Here is a 19,869-nt window from a genome sequence, read left to right as displayed (position 1 = left end):
GAATGACCCGTTTTGCAATCGTGATCTGCGCGGCTGTCGCCGTGGCAGCAGGCGCCTACTGGCTGACCCGCCCGGCGGTCGAGTTGCCCAACAACCCGCTGGTCGGCCAGGCGAACGCGCAAGAGACCGAAATCGACACGTCGAGTGTCGTCGAAATGGTTCAGGGGGCCGAGGACGCGCCCGTCGAGATCATCGAATACGCCTCCTTCACCTGCCCGCACTGCGCCTCCTTCCACGAAGGCCCGTACAAGCAGCTCAAGAAGGATTTCATCGACACCGGCAAGGTCAAGTTCGTCTATCGCGAGGTCTATTTCGACCGCTACGGCCTGTGGGCGTCGATGATCGCGCGCTGCGCCGGGCCCGACAAGTTCTTCGGCCTCACCGACCTGATCTTCAAGAGCCAAGCCGACTGGACCCGCGCCGGCGGCCCGAACGAGATCGTCGGCGAACTGCGCAAGATCGGGCGGCTGGCCGGTCTTGACGACGACCAGCTCGAGGCCTGCCTGCAGGACGCAAACAATGCGCAGACCCTCGTCGCCTGGTATCAGGAAAACGCGGAAAAGGACGGGATCGAGGCGACCCCGACCTTCATCGTCAACGGCAAGAAGGTCGAGAACCAGTCCTATGCCGATTTCAAGACCTTGATCGAAGAGGAACTGGGCAACTGATGGCGGCACCTCTCGCCGGTCTGAAAGTCGTCGAACTGGCGCGCATTCTGGCCGGCCCCTGGGCCGGTCAGACCTTTGCGGACCTGGGCGCCGAAGTGATCAAGGTGGAATCGCCCGACGGCGACGACACCCGCGCCTGGGGACCGCCCTTCGTCACGCGGGACGACGACGTTTCGGCCGCGTATTTCCATTCCGCGAACAGGGGCAAGGCCTCGGTCACGGTGGATTTCTCGACCTCCGAGGGGCAGGCGCAGGTGCGCGAACTCGTGGCCAATGCGGACATACTGATCGAGAATTTCAAGGTCGGCGGCCTGAAGAAATACGGGCTCGACTACGACAGCCTCAAGGGCGTCAATCCGCGCCTGATCTACTGTTCGATCACGGGTTTCGGCCAGACCGGCCCCTATGCGCATCGCGCCGGCTACGATTTCATCATCCAGGGCATGTCCGGCCTGATGTCGATCACCGGCGAGCCGGACGGCCAACCGCAGAAGGCGGGGGTGGCGATCACCGACGTCTTCACCGGGATCTACTCTGTCGCCGGCGTCCTTGCGGCGCTGCATCAGCGCGAGCGTACCGGACGCGGGCAGCAGGTGGACATGGCGCTGCTGGACGTGGCGGTCGCGGTCACCGCCAACCAGGCGCTGAACTACCTGACCACGGGCAAGGCGCCGGGGCGGATGGGCAACGCCCATGTGAACCTCGCGCCCTACCAGGTGTTCGACTGCGCCGACGGCCATATCATCATCGCCACCGGCAACGACCGGCAGTACCAGCGGCTCTGCCGCGTGCTGGGTCTCGACGACATGGCCGAAGCGCCGGAGTTCCAGCGCAACAAGGACCGGCTCGCCAACCGGCGCGTGATGATCGCGCGGCTGAACGGGGCCACGGCGCGACGCGAAAAGGCCGATCTTCTTGCGGCTTGCGAAGCGCAGGGCATTCCCGCCGGACCGATCAACACGCTGGACGAAGTGATGGCCGATCCGCAGGTCGTGGCGCGCGGCATGCAGGTCGAACTGGAAGGGGTGCCGGGCATCCGCTCGCCCTTCGTCTTTTCGGACGCGGAACTGGCGCTGACCCGGCCCGCGCCGAAACTGGGCGAGGATGACCGCTCAGGGTGACGGCGCCGCCTTCAGCATCCGTTCCCGAACCTCATCGGTCTGCCGCACCTGCAGGCGCACCGGCAGGGTGATCACCTTGCTGCGGAATCCGGGCGGCAGGCGCACCGCATCCTTTTCCGTCGTCACCATCTGGGCGCCGAGCAGACGCGCCTCGTTCTCGAGCCGGGTCATGAGTGCCGGCGTCAGCGGCTGGTGGTCGTCCAGCGCCTCGGCCCGCATGAGGTTCGCGCCCAGTTGGCGCAGGGTGCGAAAGAACTTGTCCGGATGGCCGATGCCGGCAAAGGCCAGAACCGGTGTGCTGCTCCAGTCCATGCCGGTCTGAAGCGGCTGCAATTCTCCGGCCGCGTGCGGCACGCCGAGCCGTCCGCCCCAATTCCGGGCGAATTGCTCCTGCGCGTCTTCGGAACCCAGAGACAGCACGAGATCGGCGCGGCGCAACCCGACCTCGACCGGCTCGCGCAGCGGACCGGCGGGCAGGCACAGCCCGTTGCCGAAACCGAGCGCCGCATCCACCACAATCAGCGAAAAATCCTTGGCGACGGAGGGGTTCTGGAACCCGTCGTCCAAGACGATCACAGTGGCGCCGTCCTGCGCCGCCGCCCGCGCCCCGGCCGCGCGGTCCTTGGCGACCCAGACCTCGGCAAAGGCCGCCAGCAGCAGCGGCTCGTCGCCCACCTGCGCCGCCGTATGCGTGGCGGGATCGACCCGCAACGGCCCTTCGAGCGACCCGCCGTGACCGCGGGTGACGACATGCGGCTTGTGCCAGGCGTCGCGCAGCTGTTCGACGATCCAGATCACCGTCGGCGTCTTGCCGGTTCCGCCCGCGTTCAGGTTGCCGACGCAGATCACCGGCACGCCCGGCTGCACGCCGTTTCCGGAGGCCAGCCGCCGCGCCGTCGCGCGGGCATAGATCCGCCCGACCGGCTGCAGCAGCCGCGCGCGCCAGTCCGGCCGGTCGGGCGGCGTGTTCCACCAGTCAGGCGCCCGCATGGTCCACCCTCCGCTTGTCCAGATGCTCCTGAAGCATGTCGCTCAGCTGGTCCGTCAGCTGCGCGCCCTCGGTGACCAGATTCCAGCCCGCCAGCGCCATGTCGGCGGCCCTGTCAGGCGCCAGCAGCTCGACCACGCGGTCGCCAAGTTCCTCGGCGTTTTGCACCGTGCAGGCGGCGCCCACCTCGTCGAGCCGCGCATAGAGGTCGGCGTAACTGCGCACGTTGGGGCCGTGGATCAGGGCCGAGCCGAGCGACGTGGCCAGCATGGGGTTTTCCCCCTCGGCATCGGCCTCCAGCGAACTGCCCAGAAACGTGACCGGCGAGACCCGGTACCACAGGCCCAGATCCTCGGGATAGGCGGACAGGATGACCTGCGTCGCGTCCTCGATCTGGTTGTCCGAATCCCAGTCTGTGCAGCGCAGGTCCATGGCTTCCAGCCGCTTGCGCAGGGGCGCGGCCTCGTTCCTGTCGGCGACATGCACGATCAGGGCCAGCCGGTGCAGCAGGCGGAGCGCCTGGCGGTGGGCCGACACGACCGAGATGAACTCCTTGTCCTGCACCCATGCCGCCAGCCAGACGGGACGCCCGGCAAGCGCGTGATTGGTCTCGATCAGTTCGTCCTCGGGCCAGGGGCGGGGATTCGGGCTGACCTGCAGCGGCGCGGCAATGGACACCTTTGCAAAGGGAATGCCCAGACGCCGGATCTGGCGGGCCTTGGCCTCGCTGCTGGTCAGGATGGCCTGAAAGCAGTCCAGCGTGTAACGGGCGATGTCGGGCAGCCAGCGGCGGCCACGCGGGATGCGAACGTCGATATCGGCCTCGAGCAGGACCAGCGGAATGTCCCGCTCTGCCGCCTGCGTGATGAGGTTGGGCAGCAGGCCGCCGCCGATCCACATGCCCATGTCCGGGCGCCAGTGATCCAGAAAACCGCGCACCGCCGAGGCATTGTCGTTGGGCAAACTGACCAGGACATGGGCGCTCTGCCCCCATGTGGCCGGCTCGGTGCCGGGCGGGACGGTCAGAAAGACGGCAAGCCCCGGCCGTTGGGGCAACAGGCGGCGGCAAAGATCCTCAACCGGCGCAAGCCGGTCCCGCGCGCTGACGTGAATCCACAGAACCTCGCCTTCGGGGCGCTCCACCGCATAGCCGCTGTTTCTGGACTGTCCTCTCCAGGACAGCACGCGATAGGCGGCCAGGCTGAGGGAGCGCGCGCGGCTCACGGCCGGATCCCCGCGGTTTCGGGATCGATCTGCGACAGCAGGAGCGTGTGAAGCTTTTCGCCGCCCGCGATCACCCCGTCGAGACGCGGATGCGGATTGTTGAACCGCAACGGGTTCCCGGCGCGATCGGTGCATCTGCCCCGCGCCTCGCGCAGGATCAAATCCCCGGCGGCGATGTCCCATTCCCAGCTGGGCCGCAGCGTCAGCATGCCGTCGAACCGCCCCTGGCTCACCAGCGCCATGCGGTAGGCCAGCGAGGGCCGGTAGGCCCGGGTAAAGTTCGGCGCCCGCCCGCTGCGCCAATGCCGGCCTTCCAGGTTCGGGCGGGCCGCCAGGATCTCGGCCTCATCCAGCGATGCGATCTGCGACGCCAGGATCGGAACGCCGTTCAGCGTCGCGCCCTGACCTGCCGCCGCGGCATAGAGCAGATCGCGCATCGGCAGGTAGATCACCGCCGCCGTCACCACGCCGTTTTCAGCCACCGCTAGGGAATGCGCCCAGGTGCGCGACCCTTCGGCAAAGCTGCGGGTGCCGTCGATCGGATCGATGATGAACACCCGCTCCCGCTCAAGCCGCGCGGTCGAATCCTCGGTTTCCTCGCTCAGCCAGCCGTATCCGGGCCGGGCGGCGGGCAGGCGGGCCTCGAGCATGGCGTTGACGGCCAGATCCGCCTCCGTCACCGGGCCGGCGCCCAGCGGTTTGTCCCAGCGTTCCGCGGTGCGGCCCGTATAGCGGGTGGCGATCCGCCCGGCCTCGAGGGCGGCGTCGATCAGCAGGGACAGGTCAGTTGCCGGCAAGAGTCATCCCTTCGATCAGCAACGACGGAACCACGCGCGACAGGTAGGCGCGGGCATCGTTGGCGGGAACGATCCGCCGCAGCATGTCGCGCAGGTTGCCCGCGATGGTGCATTCGTTCACCGGATAGGCGATCTCGCCGTTCTCGACCCAGAAACCCGAGGCGCCGCGCGAATAGTCGCCGGTGTTCGGATTGATGGTCGAGCCGATCATCGACGTCACGAGCAGCCCCGTGCCCATGTCGCGCAGCAGCTCGTCCCGGCTCTTGTCGCCCTGGGTCAGGCTCAGGTTCCAGTTGCTGGGCGAGGGCGGCCCCGACACGCCCCGCGCTGCATTGCCGGTGGACGACAGCCCGAGCTTGCGCGCGCTCGACAGATCCAGCGTCCAGCCGGTCAGTATGCCGTTCTCGACGATCTTGCGTTTTCGGGTCGCCAGCCCCTCGGCATCGAAGGGGCGCGACCCCGGGATGCGCGGACGGTGCGGGTCCTCGACCAGCGACAGATTCGCGGGCAGAACCTGTTCGCCCAGACTGTCCTTGAGCCACGAGGCGCCCCGCGCGATCGCGGCGCCGTTGCTGGCCGCCATAAGATGCCCGATCAGGGACGAGGAAACGCGTTCGTCGAACAGGACCGGGAATGTGCCCGTGGCAGGCTTGCGCGCGCCGCCGCGCTCGACCGCGCGTTCGCCCGCAGTGCGGCCGATCTCTTCGGCGCTGCGCAGGTCGGCCTGAAAGGTGCGCCCGTCACCGTCATGATCGCGCTCCATCCCGGTGCCGTGCCCCGAGATCGCCACGCACGAGATCGAGCGGCTGCTTCTGGCATAGCCGCCGGAAAACCCGTTGGTGGCGCTCAGATGCACCCGGTGCGTGCCATAGCCTGCCGCGGCGTCCGAGACCTGGGAAACCCCCTTGACCGCCTGCGCCGCGGCCTCGGCCGCCAGCGCGTCCTGCATCAGGATTTCGGCCGAGGGTTCGGGGGCCGGATCGAACAGCTCCAGCGCCGCCGCATCCCAACCGCGCGCCAGTTCGGCGGGGCCGGCCAGCCCGGCAAAGGGATCCTCGGGCGCTTCGCGCGCCATCGCGACGGCGCGTTCCGCCATCGCCGTCAGGGTCTCGGGCCGGCTGTCCGAACTCGAGACGATCGCCTGCCGTTTCCCCAGCAGAACCCGCAGCCCCAGATCGGTGCCTTCGGACCGCTCGGCATTCTCCAGCGCCCCGTTCCGCACCTCGACCGAGACCGATGTTCCCTCGACCACCAGGGCGTCGGCGGCCTCGGCCCCCGCCTTGCGGGCGGCGTCGATCAGGGCGTGGCTGATTTCTTCGACTGTCCGGGTCATGAGGCCTCCATTCCACTCACTCTGGACCTAGCCCCGGCCCGCGCCTCCTGCAAGACCCGGTTCCAACGGAAAGGGCCGCGCAAACGGCGGCCCCTTCGCGTTTTCCGGTTGTCAGGATCACTTGATGCGCTGACCGTTCGCCAGGATCTGGCCCTGCTCGTTGATCTCGATGGTCGAGTTCAGCGTGTCGGGCGCATCGCCCGGAACGCCGAACATGCCCATCATCATCCGCGCGCCCATGGCGTCGTTGTCGGTCATCAGGCCCATGCCGATCAGCTTGTCGATCAGCGCGTTCGCTCCGACGAGCTGCAGCTTGGCGATGCCCGAAGGCGCCGGCATTCCGTCGAAAGCTTCGAGGTTGGAATTGTCAAAGGTGAACTCGCCGCTGCCGGTCAGCTTGGCGCCGATCATCGCCACCAACAGCTGGTTGATCTTCAGCGAATGCAGCTCTCCCGGCGGGGTGTTGGTGGCTTCCAGCGTCTCCGCCACCTCGGGGTCGAGGAAGTTCACCTTGACCTTGGCGGTGCCGCTGGTGTCCAGCGCGATGGTCGCCGGATCGCGCGGCAGCGCACCGGCCGGGTCGAACATGCCCCAGATCGCGTCGGACATGGTGAATTCGGTCAGGTTCATAGCGAAGGCGAAAGGTTGCTCTTCGTCCGAGGCTTGCACCGGGATCTCGAACTTGATCCCCGCCTGCGCCATCGCCAGTTCGATCGGGAAAGGCAGCTCCACCGTGTTCACCGCCAGCTTCACGCCGTTCTGCGCGATGTCGTATCCGATATGGTCGGCATCCGTGACGATCGCGAAGCGGCCGCCCTCCGAGACGCTGCTCATGGTGAACTCTTCGCCCTCGCCGCTGCCGGCGATTTCGGTCGAGCCCGAAGCAAAGTTGAATTCGCCCGCGAAATTGAACCCGGCTTCGATCATGCTCTGATAATCGGCGGTGTTCATGTCGGACGGCACCGTGCCGCTGCCTTCGAAGGTCAGCGTGTTCAGGTTGCCCTTCAGTTTTCCCGCATCCTGCGATTCCGGATCGTCGAATGCGACGTCATAGCTCAGCGAGTCGGCGGTGAAGCTCTGATCCAGGTCCCGGCTTTCGCCGATGGTCATCTTCGACATGCCGGCAACGTTGACCATGTTCATCGCCGCCGAGACCACGTCGTCCGGCATGGTCTCGCCGTCGGCCTCGATCGACGCCAGCGCGACCCCGATCCTGGCCGCGGAATAGTCATAGGTCATCTCTTCGGGGCTGCCCGAGACCACCACGGTCATTCCGTCATGCGAATAGGTCAGTTCCGCGCGGAAGGATTCGCCGTCCGCCTTGCCGTCGATCACCATCGGGAACGAGGCCGGCAGGCCCAGGCTGACGGTCCCGTCGCCGTTTTCGGTCAGCGTCATCTCGGGGATCGTCATGGCGAACTGGCCGTCTTCCTCGGGCAGCGCCATCGTCATGGTCATGTTGCTGATGGTGGTGACGTCGCCCGCGCTGCTCTTGTCGCCGGACACCTCGTATCCCATTCCGCCCAGATAGGTCTGCCAATCGGCCCAGACCTGGTCTGCGGTCAGATCTGCCCAGGCGCCCTGGGTGGCAACGGCATAGGCAATCGCGGCGCCGCAACTGCGGCGGAATAAAACGGACATGGGGAACCCTTCTTGTTCAATTTCGCGGGCATCGTCGGGTCTTGGGCTTCGGGCGTCAAGGGGGGAAGGGCTGGACCCTTTGCCCGATTGCGGGGTACGACTTGATTCCGGCAACGGATCAAAAGGGCAGAGCCATGGACATGCAGGGAAAAACCGTTCTGATCACCGGCGCAAGCCGGGGGATCGGGGCCGAGGCCGGACGCATCTTCGCGGCCGCCGGGGCGAATGTGGCGCTGGCGGCGCGCGGCGGCGACCAGATCGCGTCCCTGGCGGCCGAGATCGGCGACAAGGCCATCGCTCTGCCCTGTGACGTCAGCGACTTCGGCCAGGTCGAGCAGGCCGTTGCGGCCTGCGTCGCGCGTTTCGGCGGGCTTGACGTGCTGATCGGCAACGCCGGCGTGGTGGAGCCGATCTCGCACATGTTCCGCGCCGATCCCGCGGCCTGGAGCCATGTCATCGACATCAATCTCAAGGGCGTGTTCCACGGCATGAGGGCCGCCCTGCCGGTGATGCGCAAGGCCGGCGGTGGCACGATCGTGACCATTTCCTCGGGCGCGGCGCACAATCCGGTCGAAGCCTGGAGTCACTATTGCGCCTCCAAGGCCGGTGCCGTCATGCTGACCCAGTGCCTGCACCTGGAAGAACGCCATCACGGCATCCGCGCCATGGGCCTGTCCCCGGGCACGGTCGCGACGCAGATGCAGCGCGAGATCAAGGCCAGCGGCATCAACCCGGTCAGCCAGCTGGACTGGTCCGCGCATATCCCGCCCGACTGGCCGGCGCGGGCGCTGCTCTGGATGTGTTCCGCCGACGCCGACGAGTTCCTCGGCGGCGAGATCTCGCTGCGAAACGAGGACATCCGCAGGCGGGTGGGGCTGACATGATCGAACTGGTGAAAGAGGAGGGGTTGTGGATCGTCACCATCAACCGCCCCGACAAGGCCAATTCGCTGACCGAGGCGATGCTGACCGAACTGGCGGAAATCGCCGAGGCCGCGCACCAGGCCAAGGCGCTGGTCCTGACGGGCAAGGGCAAAGTGTTCAGCGCCGGGGCCGATCTGGACGAGGCGCGGACGGGGCTTGCCACGTCGGGCGTGTGGGAACGGCTCTCGGGGGCGATAGCGGCGCTGCCCTGCCTGACCGTGGCGGCGCTGAACGGCACGCTGGCTGGCGGGGCGAACGGCATGGCGCTGGCCTGCGACCTGCGGATCGCCGTTCCCTCGGCGATGTTCTTCTATCCGGTGATGCGACTTGGCTTTCTGCCGCAGCCCTCGGACCCGAAACGCATGGCCGCCCTGATCGGCCCGGCCCGGACCAAGCTGATCCTGATGGCGGGGCAGAAGATCACCGCGAAAGAGGCTTATGCCTTCGGCCTCGTGGATCGGGTGGTGGAACCGGACGCGCTGATGCAGGTGGCCCGGGACCTGGTCGCCGACAGCGTCGCCGCCAAGCCGCAGATTGCGGCCGGAATCGCTGATCTGTGCCGCTAGGGCGGCGCCCCTCACCGCATCCGGCGCCTGCCCGGCACTTTCGACCGGAACCCGGGCGGGCGCTTGCCGACCCAGGCCAGGAACTTCGCCAGCCGCGGATGGGCGCGCAGGGCTGCGACCGTGCTGTAGTCCCGCGCCAGCTCCGCCTCGGTCAGCGTGGCATGGATTTCCTTGTGGCAGATCTGATGCAGCAGCACCGTCGGTCCGCCCTTGCCGCCCTTCAGTTTTGGGATCAGATGGTGCAGGCTGCCGTTCCCGTCGGGGATCGGGCGGTCGCAGAGTGGGCAGATGGGCTCGGACATCATGTTCCCCGGTTCGTCAGGTGAACCGCAGGGTCGCCCCATCACAGGCATGAGGCAAGAGGCATGGCGCAGGCAGTTGTGATCGGAGCGGGGCCGGCGGGTCTGATGGCCGCCGGCGAACTCGCCCGCGCGGGCCATGCCGTGATCGTGGCCGAAGCCAAGCCCTCGGTCGCGCGCAAGTTCCTGATGGCGGGGAAATCCGGGCTTAACCTGACCAAGGACGAGCCTTTCGAAGCTCTGATTCGCGCTTATGACGAGGCCGCCGACTGGTTGCGCCCCATGATCGCCGAATTCGACGCCAAGGCGGTGCAGGATTGGGCCAGCGATCTGGGGCAGGACCTGTTCACCGGTTCGACCGGCCGGGTGTTTCCGACCGTGATGAAGGCGTCGCCTTTGCTGCGCGCCTGGCTGGGGCGGCTTGCCGGGATGGGCGTCGATATCCGGACGCGCTGGCGCTGGGTGGGGTGGGAGGGTGACGCCCTGCTCTTCGACACGCCCGCGGGCAGGCAGAAACTGACACCCGGCGCCACGGTGCTTGCGCTGGGCGGGGCGAGCTGGTCGCGGCTCGGCTCGGACGGCGCTTGGGCGCCGGTTCTGCGGGACACGGGCGTTGCCCTAGCCGAGTTTGCCCCGGCAAATGCCGGGCTGCTGGTCAACTGGTCCGATCACATGCGGCCGCTTTTCGGCGAACCGGTCAAGGGTGTGGGCCTGCTGGCCGGATCTATCCGCACACGGGGCGAGGCGGTGATCTCGGCCCGGGGACTCGAAGGCGGCGGCATCTACACGGTCTGCAAGCCGGTTCGCCAGGGCGCCGAGCTTTTCATCGACCTGTTGCCGGACCTGCCGCCCGACGACCTGATCCGCCGCCTGAGCAGACCGCGCGGCAAGACCAGCCTGTCCAACCACCTGCGCAAGGTCCTGAATCTCGGCCCGGTGCGAACCGCTCTGCTGCTGGAATTCGCGCGGCCCCTGCCGCAGGATCCGGCGGATCTGGCGCGTCTGATCAAGCGCCTGCCGGTCCGCCATGCCGGGTTGCGCCCGCTGGACGAGGCGATCTCGACCGCTGGCGGCGTCCGGCGCGCGGCGCTGGACGAGGGTCTCATGCTGAGCGCGCTGCCGGGGGTGTTCTGCGCCGGCGAGATGCTGGATTGGGAGGCCCCGACGGGTGGCTACCTGCTGACCGCCTGCCTCGCCACCGGCCGGTGGGCCGGCCGTTCCGCCGCCGACTGGCTGCGGAACGGAGAAATCTAGGCCGCCTCGGCCAGCGCGCCCATGCGCAGGTATGCCGGCCGGTTGCGCATTTCCTTGCCATAGGCCTTCAGCACGTCCGAATTCATCGGGAACCCGGCGCTCTTGGCCCAGCTCATGCAGTGGACGCACAGGATGTCGGCAATCGTCATCTTGTCGCCCTGCAGGAACGGTCCCTTGAACCTCTCGCCCATGCGCCCGAAATTTCGGTCGAATTCCCATTTCAGGCTGTCCGAGACCTGCGGCACGCGCTTGTCCTCGGGCAGGACGAAGCCGTGGCGGGCCTTGGTCCAAAGCAGCGCGTCGAACTCGTCCAGCAGGGCGAAGAACAGCGAATCCTGCTGCGCCCGCTCCGTGGTGCCCGCCGGATAGGTCAATTGCCCGTGCTTGTCGGCCAGGTAGAACAGGATCGCCGAGCTGTCGGTGATCACGGTGTCGCCGTCGACCAGCACCGGCACCTTGCCCGACGGGTTCAGCGCCAGCACCTTGGGATCATGCGGGCCGGCCTTGATGAATTCGTACTCCTGCCCCAGTTCCTCCAGCAGCCACAGCACCCGCGACGTGCGGCTCAGAAGACTCCCATAGACCTTGTACATGATGCGTTTCCTTTTGATCGGTGTGCCGGTCAGATTGGCGGGTGGCGGTCATCCGTCAAGGGGGAACCCGCCACCGCTCACTTCAGCGTGAGCGGGCCAGCATGGCAAGCCGGATCATGGCGCGCTCGACCAGCGCCATGGCGGGCGCGGTCTGGCCCGCCGAGCGCAGGCTCAGGTCGGTGTCCGTCAGCACCGTCAGCGCGGTCTCGAGCTTGGGCGCGCCCCAGCCCTGCGCCTGCCGCAGGATCCGGTCGCGGCGCTTTCCGAAGACCGGCGGGCGCAGCTTGCCGATGCCCTGCGCCGCTCCGCCCGGATCCGAGGCGCAGGCATAAAGGGTGCGGAAATGCCGGGTCGCGCCGATGCACAGGCCGACGGCGTTGGTGCCCTGCGCCTGCAGCCGCCGCATCAGCGGCCCGATCTCGCCCGTGCGCCCCTCGGCCACCACGTTCAGCACGTCGTCAAGCGCGGCCTCGGTCGAGCGCGGCGCGCAGGCTTCGATGTCGTCAACGCTCAGGTCCGCTTCGTCGTCGCGCTTGTAAAGCGCCAGTTTTTCAATGGTCTGGGCGAAATCTCCGGGGCCGAGACTGGCCGCCAGTTCGGTCAGCGCCGCCATCGCATCGCGCGGAACGCTGCGGATGCCGGCCTGGGCCAGCACCCGTTCGATCTCGCTTCGCGAGGGCGGGTCGTCGTAGATCCCGGCCGCATAGGCATTGCGATGGGTCTCGAACGCCTTGCGCAGGGCCGAACTGGCCTTCAGCTGGCCGGCGGTGACGATGATCTGGGCGTCGCCCGGCCGCCATTCCTCAAGCGCGGTCACGATCGCCGGGGCGGCGGCGTCGGTTGCATCCTCGACAAACACGGCGCGCGGCCCCGGAAAGAAGCCGACCGCCTTGATCGCGTCCAGCAGCAGCGCGGGGTCGCCGCGCAACTCGCCGCCGGGCAGGCGCGTCAGGCGCATTTCCTCTTCGGCATTCGGGCCCAGAAGCGCCGCGATCACCTGCTGCCGCTTGAGCGCCACCCGCATCGCGTCGACGCCGTAAATCAGCAATCCCGCCTTGTCCGCGTCCGGCTTGGCGAAATAGCCGTCTGCCTCGCGCGGGCTCAGCTTCATGCCGGCAGGTCCACCGTGGAATAGAGACGCGCAAGCACCTGATCGGCCAGCAGGACCATCAGCCGGTCCTTCGCGTCGCGCTCGTCCGCAAGGGTGTCCACCGTCGAACCCGCGGCGGAGTAGCTGACGAAATTGTCCACCTCACCCGAGGCCAGAACCGCGCCGGTGGCCGAGCTTTGCAGCGAGAAATTGACCCGGCCAAGGATGTTGTACCGGTTGATTTCGTTGGCGGTGGAGACCGCCAGCGGCTGCGTGACGGTCGAAACGTTGACGTTCAGCTTGTACTCGTCGCCGGATCCCGCATGGCGGCCCAGCCGCTGTTCGAGATTCTGCACCAGCAGGTAGGATTCCACCGAATTCGGCGCCGAAACCCGCACCTTGCCGTCCAGTCCCGAGGCGGTGCCGCCCGGCGCGTAGACGGGTTCGAACCCGCAGGCGGCCAGCGCCAGCGGGATCATCAGCAGGGATCTGCGATCAAACGACGACATTCACGATCCGGCCCGGAACTACGATCACTTTCTTGGGTGCGGCGCCGTCCAGCGCCCGCAGCACAGCTTCGGTGCTCAGCGCGATTTTTTCAACCTCTGCCTTGTCCATGTCCTTGGCCACGCTGATTTCCGCGCGCCGCTTGCCGTTGATCTGGATCGGCAGCGTCACCGTGTCGTCCACCAGCATCGCCTCGTCCGCCACGGGCCAGGGCGCGGTGGCGATCAGCCCCTCGCCGCCCAGCAGGCGCCAGATTTCCTCGCTCAGATGCGGGGTCATCGGCGCCATCAGCTGCGCCAGCGTCTTGGCGGCCTGCGCCTTGGCGGCGGTCCCGGCCCCGGATTTCGCCAAGGTGTTGGTAAAGGCATAGAGCTTGGCGATCGAGGCGTTGAAGCCGAAGGATTCAACGCCGTTCGTCACGTCGCGGATGGTCTTGTGCATCTCGCGCAGCAGCGCCTCGTCCGCATCGTTGGCCGGGTTGTCTGACGCCGCGATTTCCGCGGCGATGCGGTGGACCCGGCTCAGGTGCTTGTGCGCGGCCTCGGCGCCTGCGGCGGTCCATTCCACGTCGCGCTCGGGTGGCGAATCGGACAGCACGAACCAGCGCGCCGTATCCGCACCGAAGGCCGAGATGATGCTGACCGGATCGACCACGTTCTTCTTTGACTTCGACATCTTGGCCGAGGGGATGATCTCCACCGCCTCGCCGGTGGCCTTCAGTTTGCCGTTCTCGACATCCTCCGGCAGGTGATAGACCGGGCGGCCCTTTTCGTCGCGGGTCTGGTAGATCTCGTGCGTCACCATCCCTTGCGTGAACAGCGCGTCGAACGGCTCGATGGCCTTTTTCGGCAGGTGCCCGGTGATGTGCATGGCGCGGGCGAAGAAGCGCGAATACAGAAGGTGCAGGATCGCGTGCTCGATGCCGCCGATATACTGATCGACGTTCATCCAGTATTCCGCCTCGGCCAGATCCGTCGGGGTCTCGGCGCGCGGCGCGGTGAAGCGCGCAAAATACCACGACGAATCGACGAAGGTGTCCATCGTGTCGGTCTCGCGCCGGGCCGGCTTGCCGCAAGACGGGCAGGCGCAGTCGCGCCAGGTCGGGTGACGGTCCAGCGGATTGCCGGGCTTGTCGAAGCTCACATCGTCCGGCAGGCGGATCGGCAGGTTTTCCTTCTTCTCCGGCACCACGCCGCAATCGGCGCAATGCACAACGGGAATCGGGCAGCCCCAATAGCGCTGTCGGGAAAGCCCCCAGTCGCGCAGGCGGTACTTGGTGACGCCCTGGCCCCAGCCCGCCTTTTCGGCAAAGTCGATGGTGGCGTCGATCGCCTCCTGCCCGTCGGCCTCGGTCAGCCCGGCAAAGTGATTCACCCAGCGGACCTTCTGTTCCTTCGGCGGGACAAAGGCGATCTTGTCCACCGGCGTGGCGTCATCCAGCGCAAAGAAGGTGTCGATCACCGGCAGGCCATACTTGCGGCAGAAATCCAGGTCGCGCTGATCGTGCGCCGGGCAGGCGAAGATCGCGCCGGTGCCATAGTCCATCAGGATGAAATTGGCGATCCAGACCGGCAGTTCCCAGCTTGGGTCCAGCGGGTGCCGGACCGTGATGCCGGTGTCGAAGCCCAGTTTCTCGGCGGTCTCGATGGCCTCTTCCGTGGTGCCGCCCTTGCGGCATTCGGCAACGAAGTCAGCGACTTCCGGGCGCTCGGCTTCAAGCTGCCTGGCGATCGGGTGATCCGGCGAGATACCGACGAAGGATGCCCCCATCAGCGTGTCGGGGCGGGTGGTGTAGACGGTGATCGGCTCGCCGCCGTCGGTGCGCTCGAACGAGAATTGCAGGCCGCGCGACTTGCCGATCCAGTTTTCCTGCATCAGCCGCACCTTGGCGGGCCAGTTCTCCAGCGTGTCGAGCGCCGACAGCAGTTCTTCGGACATCGACGAGATCTTGAAGAACCACTGTGTCAGCTCGCGCCGCTCAACCAGCGCGCCCGAGCGCCAGCCGCGCCCGTTCTCAACCTGTTCGTTGGCCAGAACCGTCATGTCCACCGGGTCCCAGTTCACCACCGCGTTCTTGCGATAGACGAGACCCGCCTCGAGCATGTCGAGGAACAGCGCCTGCTGCTGGCCGTAATATTCCGGATCGCAGGTCGCGAATTCCCGCGACCAGTCGATGCTCAGGCCCAGCGGCTTCATCTGCCCGCGCATGACGGCGATGTTGTTGTAGGTCCACTCCTTGGGGTGGCCGCCGATCGCCATGGCGGCGTTTTCCGCCGGCATCCCGAATGCGTCCCAGCCCATCGGGTGCAGCACGTTGTGCCCGGTCGCCTGCTTGTACCGCGCGATCACGTCACCCATGGTGTAGTTGCGCACATGCCCCATATGGATGCGGCCCGACGGGTAGGGGAACATCTCGAGGACGTAGTATTTCGGCTTGTCCGCGCTTCGGGTGGCGGTGAAGATCCCGGCCTTGTCCCAGGCTTCTTGCCATTTTGCTTCGATTTCGGAGGCGGAGTAGCGCGACATGGGGGGCTGATCCTTGGTGAATGAAAACGCCGGGCGTGAACCCGGCGTGGTGATAGTGCGAATTGACGCGGGATTCTAGAGTTTGTCGTCCGCGATGCGCAACTGGCGCGCCCTGGACAGGATCGCGTCCTCGACCGCGCGGGCGGTCGCCGGGCTCACCGCGCCGCCGCCGCTGGTCTGCAGCGACACCGAAAGCGACCGTGCGTCAAGCGCCGGGTCCTTGATGTGCACGGTCGCGCGGTAGGCCCGGCCGCCGCCCGGCGGCGTGCCGTACCCGGTCACGATCACGCCGCTGAACGGATCGACCGATTGCACCGGCAGGAAACCCAGCACGTCCAGCGAGGCCGCCCAGAGATAGCGGTTCACGTTGCCGGTCCGCTCGGACCTGTCGGGGCCGAACACATCCCAGATCGAGGACTTGTCGTAGGCCAATGGCGCCGACTCGGGGTTGTTCGCGACGATGCCGTCATTCGTGGGCGGGGCGTCCGCGATGTCGATTCCGCCCCCGCCGCCGCAGGCGGCCATGCCGAACCCGATGGCCAGGAACAGAGAGACTCTGAGGGGCTTTTGAAGATTCATCCGTGGCTCCCGCCGTTCTGTGCGTGCAGAACTCCTACAAAAGCGCGCCGATATGGGCAAGACCGTATGCAAAGACGGCCTGCGGGCGCTTCCGGCGCCATTTGGGCGGGGTTTCGCCACTGTGGCAAAGCTGCACCATCCGGGACGACTTTGCACCGCGGCGGCGTCATGTACTTGCCAAATCAGGGCTGAAAGAGCGAAACCCCTGTCCATATCCACGCCGGATTCACCGGTTTGGGCATGTGAATAGAAACCGAGGGAAACAAGATGAAAAAAGTTCTCTTCGCAACGACTGCTCTGATCGCGACCGCAAGCGTTGCAGCAGCAGACGTTCGTCTGAGCGGTTACGGCCGTTTCGGTCTGGACTACAACGACGCCAACGATTCCAACATCAACGGCGTTTCCGACACCACCATCACCAGCCGTCTGCGTCTGCAGTTCGACATGTCGGCCGAAACCGACATGGGCGTTGCGTTCGACGCACGTTTCCGTGCTCAGGCTGAAAGCCGCGACAACAACCCGGGTGGCGCAGTGTTCAACGGCGCTCGTTTCGGCGTTGTCTGGGAAGGTCTGCGCGTCAACGTCGGCAACATCATCGGTGCCGTTGAAAACATGCCGGGCACCTACCTCGAAACCCGTACCGCAGGTATCGGTATCGACGGCGCCGGCTTCTTCTCGCACGTTGGTAACGTCAACAACGAATTCTTCAACTGGGACGCATACTCGTCCGCCGGCGTCGGCGTGAACGGTGTTGAAGCCCTGTACACCTACGAAGGCTTCGTCGGCCACATCTCGTACTCGGATCGTAACGAGACCATCGCCGCCAACAACAACGGTGGCTTCGACCGCGCAGCCATCATGCTGACCTACAGCTGGAACGACTTCGGCGTTGCAGCGGCCTACCAGAACTCCGGCGCAATGTGGGAAGACAAGACCCTCGTTTCCGGCTGGTATGACGGCGGCAACTGGGGCGCCCGCATCGCCTATGCCGACAACGACGGCATCAGCAAGTGGGGCCTGTACGGCAACATCGACATCGGCGCAGCTTCGAACCTGGTCCTCTTCGTGACCTCGGAAGATTCGGTTGACCAAGCCGACGTCAACGCCGGCCGTGGCGACAACCGCGTCGCGTCCACCAGCGCGTCCTGTGCCGCTGGCACCACCTGCACCGACACCGAAGGTGAAACCTACGGTATCAACTGGTCGTACGACCTGGGTGGCGGCGCATCGTTCGAAACCGGCTACCGCCGCGCGTCGAACGACAACGACACCTTCCAGGCTGGTGTGTACTTCAGCTTCTAAGCTGTACACCGCTTGACGGTATCGAATCTGGGCAGGTCTTCGGACCTGCCCTTTTCTTTTGCGCCGACTTGGTGTTTTCCTGCCTGCGACCAAGCCGCACCGAGGAGCCCATGCCGCTGCAAGACATCACCGCCCGCATCGCCAAGGCCGAGGCCGAGGCAGGCCGCCCCGCCGGATCGGTCAAGCTGATCGCCGTGTCCAAGGTCCAGCCGGACGCGCGGGTCGAGGCAGTGTTGCAGCAGGGCCACAGGTGTTTCGGCGAGAACCGAGTGCAGGAGGCGGCCGGCAAATGGCCCGCCTTCATGGAACGCTATGACGGGATCGATCTGCACCTGATCGGGCCGCTGCAGACCAACAAGGCGCGTCAGGCGATGGAACTGTGCCACGCGATCCACTCGCTCGACCGACCCAAACTGGCGAAAACCATCGCCCGACTGGCGCAGGAGATCGGCGCCTGTCCCGACCTTTTCGTTCAGGTCAACACCGGCGAGGAAGCGCAGAAGGCGGGCGTGATGCCCGGCGAAGCGGATGACTTCATTGCCGAATGCCGGGCGCTGGACCTGCCGCTGCGGGGCCTCATGTGCATCCCACCGATCGACGAGGAGCCCGCGTTGCACTTCGCCCTGCTGGCCAAGTTGGCCGAGCGCAACGGCCTTGCCGGCCTGTCGATGGGGATGAGCGACGATTTCGAAACCGCGATCGCGCTGGGCGCGACCCATGTGCGCATCGGCTCGGCCATTTTCGGCGAGCGGGTCAGGCCGCAAGGATGATCAGCCGCGCGCCGGGAAGAATCCTCCCGGCGATCCAGCGCAGGTGATCGCGCCGGAACGCGACGCAGCCCTCGGTCGGAAAACCGGGCCGCCGCCACTGGTGGACAAAGATCGCCGACCCGCGACCGGGCACGGCATCGGGCCAGTTCCAGTCGGTGATCAGCACCAGATCGTAAAGCGGATCGGCGCGGCGCAGCCTTTCGTGGCTGTGCTTGTACGGCGCCCGGACCAGTTGGTTGTAACCCGCGTCGCCCATGTCGTCCGACCAAAGATCCCCGGGCCCGATGGGAACAGCCCAGGGCGCGGGCGCGTCCATCCGGTCCGGCCGGTACAGCATCCCCACGATCCGGTGCCTGCCCACCGGTGTCGCCCCGTCGCCCTCGCGCTTGTTACGGCTCACGCCGCCCTTGCCGACCGAACAGGGAAACAGCCGACCGCGGAACCGGACACCCATCGGCGTCAGCACCAGGTCGTCGGGCGTCACAGCAGATGGCCCGACTTGCTGGCCTTGGTCGCCAGATAGCCCCGGTTGTGGTCCGTCTCGCCGACCTTGAGCGGCACGCGCTCGGTCACCGCAATGCCGGTGCGCTCCATCATCGCTATCTTGGCGGGGTTGTTGGTCAACAGGCGCACCGACTTGAAGCCCATGGATTTCAGGATGTCCGAACCCAGGCGGAAATCCCTCTCGTCATCCTCGAAGCCCAGCCGGTGGTTCGCCTCGACCGTGTCGAACCCCTGATCCTGCAGGAAATAGGCCCGCATCTTGTTGGCCAGCCCGATGCCGCGCCCCTCCTGGTTGAGGTACAACAGCACGCCCGCCCCCTCGGCCCCCATCTGCGCCAGCGCGCCGCGCAGTTGCGGACCGCAATCGCATTTCAGGCTGCCCATCAGGTCGCCGGTGAAACAGGCCGAATGCAGCCGCGCCAGCACCGGCTTCTCCCGGTCGGGGCGGCCGATCTCGACCGCGTAATGCTCCTCGCCGCCATCCTCGGGGCGAAAGACGTGCAAACGCCCGGCTTCGGACACCTCCATCGGCAGGCGTGCCGCGACCACTTCGCGCAGCGGGCTGCGATCCGCCAGGTGCGGCGCGGCAAGCGCATGGTCGATGCAGGTCAGGCCGCGCGCCGCCGCGAAGGCGCGTCCGTCCGCGATCGGCAGCACCACCGCCGCCGGCAGCAGGCGGGCGGATTTCGTCAGGGCGATGGCGATGCGGTGCAGATTGGCGTTACCCTGCCGCTCGGTCATCAACGGGCCTTTCATCGGCGCGGCCAGGTCGTCCGACGGGTCGGCCACGGCCTGCACCCAGGCCATGTCCACATCCGCCGGGATCACCACCCGCGCCAGGTCCCCGTCATAGGCGCGTGCCTTCAGGGTTTCGGCCCGCCGCCCGGTGATCGCCACCACCGGCACGCCGCCCAGGGCGCGCAGATCGGCCAGGCGCTGCGCGCCCAGGGTTTCCGCCGCCAGCGACAGCACGCTGAACCCGGTGTCGTCCGCCAGCACCACCGGCACGCCCATGCGCAGGTCCGCCCGCGCGCGCGCCAGAAGCTCGGTGATATCGGGAAAAAGACTCATGCCCGCGATCCTGTAATGTTCAGCGTTCTACCTATGCTCTCGCTCGGGAAATGTGAAACAATTCCCGCGCCTCGGACACGAGGACGTGAGAGATTTGCAGCAAACATTGCCGA

The 19,869-nt window shown here is 66.7% G+C and carries 20 protein-coding genes; 7 read left to right on the top strand and 13 right to left on the bottom strand.

Annotated elements, in window-relative coordinates; translation table 11 throughout:
• Positions 1-2 precede the first annotated feature (2 nt).
• Both FGK63_RS17640 and FGK63_RS17635 read left to right on the top strand, forming a co-directional pair.
• The gene (locus FGK63_RS17640; protein ID WP_138844724.1) at positions 3-668 is read left to right on the top strand and encodes a DsbA family protein; all 666 of its coding nucleotides are present in this window, start codon (positions 3-5) and stop codon (positions 666-668) included.
• The gene (locus FGK63_RS17635) at positions 668-1,789 is read left to right on the top strand and encodes a CaiB/BaiF CoA transferase family protein (RefSeq protein ID WP_138844722.1); all 1,122 of its coding nucleotides are present in this window, start codon (positions 668-670) and stop codon (positions 1,787-1,789) included. Before FGK63_RS17640 ends, FGK63_RS17635 begins: the two co-directional genes overlap by 1 nt.
• Here FGK63_RS17635 and lpxK read toward each other — a convergent pair.
• From lpxK to FGK63_RS17610, 5 genes are all read right to left on the bottom strand, one after another.
• On the bottom strand, positions 1,781-2,779 hold the full coding sequence (gene lpxK / locus FGK63_RS17630) for a tetraacyldisaccharide 4'-kinase (protein ID WP_138844720.1): 999 nt from the start codon (positions 2,777-2,779) through the stop codon (positions 1,781-1,783). The genes FGK63_RS17635 and lpxK overlap by 9 nt on opposite strands.
• Complete coding sequence (locus FGK63_RS17625) at positions 2,766-4,001, bottom strand: 3-deoxy-D-manno-octulosonic acid transferase (RefSeq protein ID WP_138844718.1); 1,236 nt, start codon at positions 3,999-4,001, stop codon at positions 2,766-2,768. The genes lpxK and FGK63_RS17625 overlap by 14 nt, the downstream gene beginning before the upstream one ends.
• Complete coding sequence (locus tag FGK63_RS17620; protein WP_138844716.1) at positions 3,998-4,798, bottom strand: 3'(2'),5'-bisphosphate nucleotidase CysQ; 801 nt, start codon at positions 4,796-4,798, stop codon at positions 3,998-4,000. The genes FGK63_RS17625 and FGK63_RS17620 overlap by 4 nt, the downstream gene beginning before the upstream one ends.
• Positions 4,785-6,131, bottom strand: coding sequence for a TldD/PmbA family protein (locus FGK63_RS17615; RefSeq protein ID WP_138844714.1), 1,347 nt, complete (start codon positions 6,129-6,131; stop codon positions 4,785-4,787). Before FGK63_RS17615 ends, FGK63_RS17620 begins: the two co-directional genes overlap by 14 nt.
• A 117-nt stretch (positions 6,132-6,248) precedes the next feature.
• Entirely contained in the window at positions 6,249-7,772 is a 1,524-nt protein-coding gene (locus tag FGK63_RS17610; RefSeq protein ID WP_138844712.1) for a DUF2125 domain-containing protein, read from the bottom strand.
• Between the two features lie 134 nt (positions 7,773-7,906).
• On the opposite strand from FGK63_RS17610, the gene FGK63_RS17605 reads away from it, so the two are divergent.
• Together FGK63_RS17605 and FGK63_RS17600 are read left to right on the top strand one after the other, a co-directional pair.
• Positions 7,907-8,656, top strand: coding sequence for an SDR family oxidoreductase (locus FGK63_RS17605; protein WP_138844710.1), 750 nt, complete (start codon positions 7,907-7,909; stop codon positions 8,654-8,656).
• Entirely contained in the window at positions 8,653-9,261 is a 609-nt protein-coding gene (locus FGK63_RS17600) for an enoyl-CoA hydratase/isomerase family protein (RefSeq protein ID WP_138844708.1), read from the top strand. The genes FGK63_RS17605 and FGK63_RS17600 overlap by 4 nt, the downstream gene beginning before the upstream one ends.
• Before the next feature lie 11 nt (positions 9,262-9,272).
• On the opposite strand, the gene FGK63_RS17595 is transcribed toward FGK63_RS17600, so the two are convergent.
• On the bottom strand, positions 9,273-9,563 hold the full coding sequence (locus FGK63_RS17595) for an HNH endonuclease (RefSeq protein WP_138844706.1): 291 nt from the start codon (positions 9,561-9,563) through the stop codon (positions 9,273-9,275).
• Positions 9,564-9,626: 63 nt separating this feature from the next.
• Between FGK63_RS17595 and FGK63_RS17590 the strand changes: the two genes are divergently transcribed.
• Entirely contained in the window at positions 9,627-10,814 is a 1,188-nt protein-coding gene (locus tag FGK63_RS17590) for a TIGR03862 family flavoprotein (RefSeq protein WP_138844704.1), read from the top strand.
• Here FGK63_RS17590 and FGK63_RS17585 read toward each other — a convergent pair.
• The 5 genes from FGK63_RS17585 to FGK63_RS17565 all read right to left on the bottom strand — a co-directional run bounded on the left by FGK63_RS17585 (position 10,811) and on the right by FGK63_RS17565 (position 16,109).
• Positions 10,811-11,407, bottom strand: coding sequence for a glutathione S-transferase family protein (locus FGK63_RS17585; protein ID WP_138844702.1), 597 nt, complete (start codon positions 11,405-11,407; stop codon positions 10,811-10,813). The two genes, FGK63_RS17590 and FGK63_RS17585, sit on opposite strands and share 4 nt — an antisense overlap.
• Before the next feature lie 82 nt (positions 11,408-11,489).
• Positions 11,490-12,518 (bottom strand): DNA polymerase III subunit delta, encoded by a 1,029-nt coding sequence (gene holA / locus FGK63_RS17580; RefSeq protein ID WP_138844700.1) that lies wholly within the window; start codon positions 12,516-12,518, stop codon positions 11,490-11,492.
• Positions 12,515-13,006 (bottom strand): LPS assembly lipoprotein LptE, encoded by a 492-nt coding sequence (gene lptE, locus FGK63_RS17575; protein ID WP_138844698.1) that lies wholly within the window; start codon positions 13,004-13,006, stop codon positions 12,515-12,517. The genes holA and lptE overlap by 4 nt, the downstream gene beginning before the upstream one ends.
• Positions 12,993-15,530 carry a leucine--tRNA ligase gene (gene leuS, locus FGK63_RS17570; RefSeq protein ID WP_138844696.1) on the bottom strand — a complete coding sequence of 846 codons (2,538 nt, stop codon included), beginning with the start codon at positions 15,528-15,530 and terminating at the stop codon, positions 12,993-12,995. Before leuS ends, lptE begins: the two co-directional genes overlap by 14 nt.
• A gap of 75 nt (positions 15,531-15,605) precedes the next feature.
• Positions 15,606-16,109: a DUF3576 domain-containing protein gene (locus FGK63_RS17565; RefSeq protein WP_171052701.1), complete on the bottom strand. Its 504-nt coding sequence runs from the start codon at positions 16,107-16,109 to the stop codon at positions 15,606-15,608.
• Positions 16,110-16,376: 267 nt separating this feature from the next.
• Here FGK63_RS17565 and FGK63_RS17560 point away from each other — a divergent pair, with 267 nt between their 5' ends.
• Together FGK63_RS17560 and FGK63_RS17555 are read left to right on the top strand one after the other, a co-directional pair.
• Positions 16,377-17,411, top strand: a complete 1,035-nt coding sequence (locus tag FGK63_RS17560) for a porin (protein ID WP_171052700.1) — start codon at positions 16,377-16,379, stop codon at positions 17,409-17,411.
• A 110-nt stretch (positions 17,412-17,521) separates the two neighbouring features.
• The gene (locus FGK63_RS17555) at positions 17,522-18,181 is read left to right on the top strand and encodes a YggS family pyridoxal phosphate-dependent enzyme (RefSeq protein WP_138844692.1); all 660 of its coding nucleotides are present in this window, start codon (positions 17,522-17,524) and stop codon (positions 18,179-18,181) included.
• On the opposite strand, the gene FGK63_RS17550 is transcribed toward FGK63_RS17555, so the two are convergent.
• Together FGK63_RS17550 and ribA are read right to left on the bottom strand one after the other, a co-directional pair.
• Positions 18,165-18,665 (bottom strand): L,D-transpeptidase family protein, encoded by a 501-nt coding sequence (locus tag FGK63_RS17550; protein WP_138844690.1) that lies wholly within the window; start codon positions 18,663-18,665, stop codon positions 18,165-18,167. The two genes, FGK63_RS17555 and FGK63_RS17550, sit on opposite strands and share 17 nt — an antisense overlap.
• A complete protein-coding gene (gene ribA, locus FGK63_RS17545) occupies positions 18,662-19,756 on the bottom strand; it encodes a GTP cyclohydrolase II (protein ID WP_138844688.1) in 1,095 nt (364 codons plus the stop codon). The genes FGK63_RS17550 and ribA overlap by 4 nt, the downstream gene beginning before the upstream one ends.
• Between the last annotated feature and the right edge of the window lie 113 nt (positions 19,757-19,869).

The sequence above is a fragment of the Ruegeria sediminis genome (genome assembly GCF_005938215.1).
Classification (GTDB): Bacteria; Pseudomonadota; Alphaproteobacteria; order Rhodobacterales; family Rhodobacteraceae; genus Ruegeria; species Ruegeria sediminis.
The sequence above is the reverse complement of the archived record's forward strand: the minus strand, read 5'-3'. Positions and strand labels throughout refer to the sequence as shown.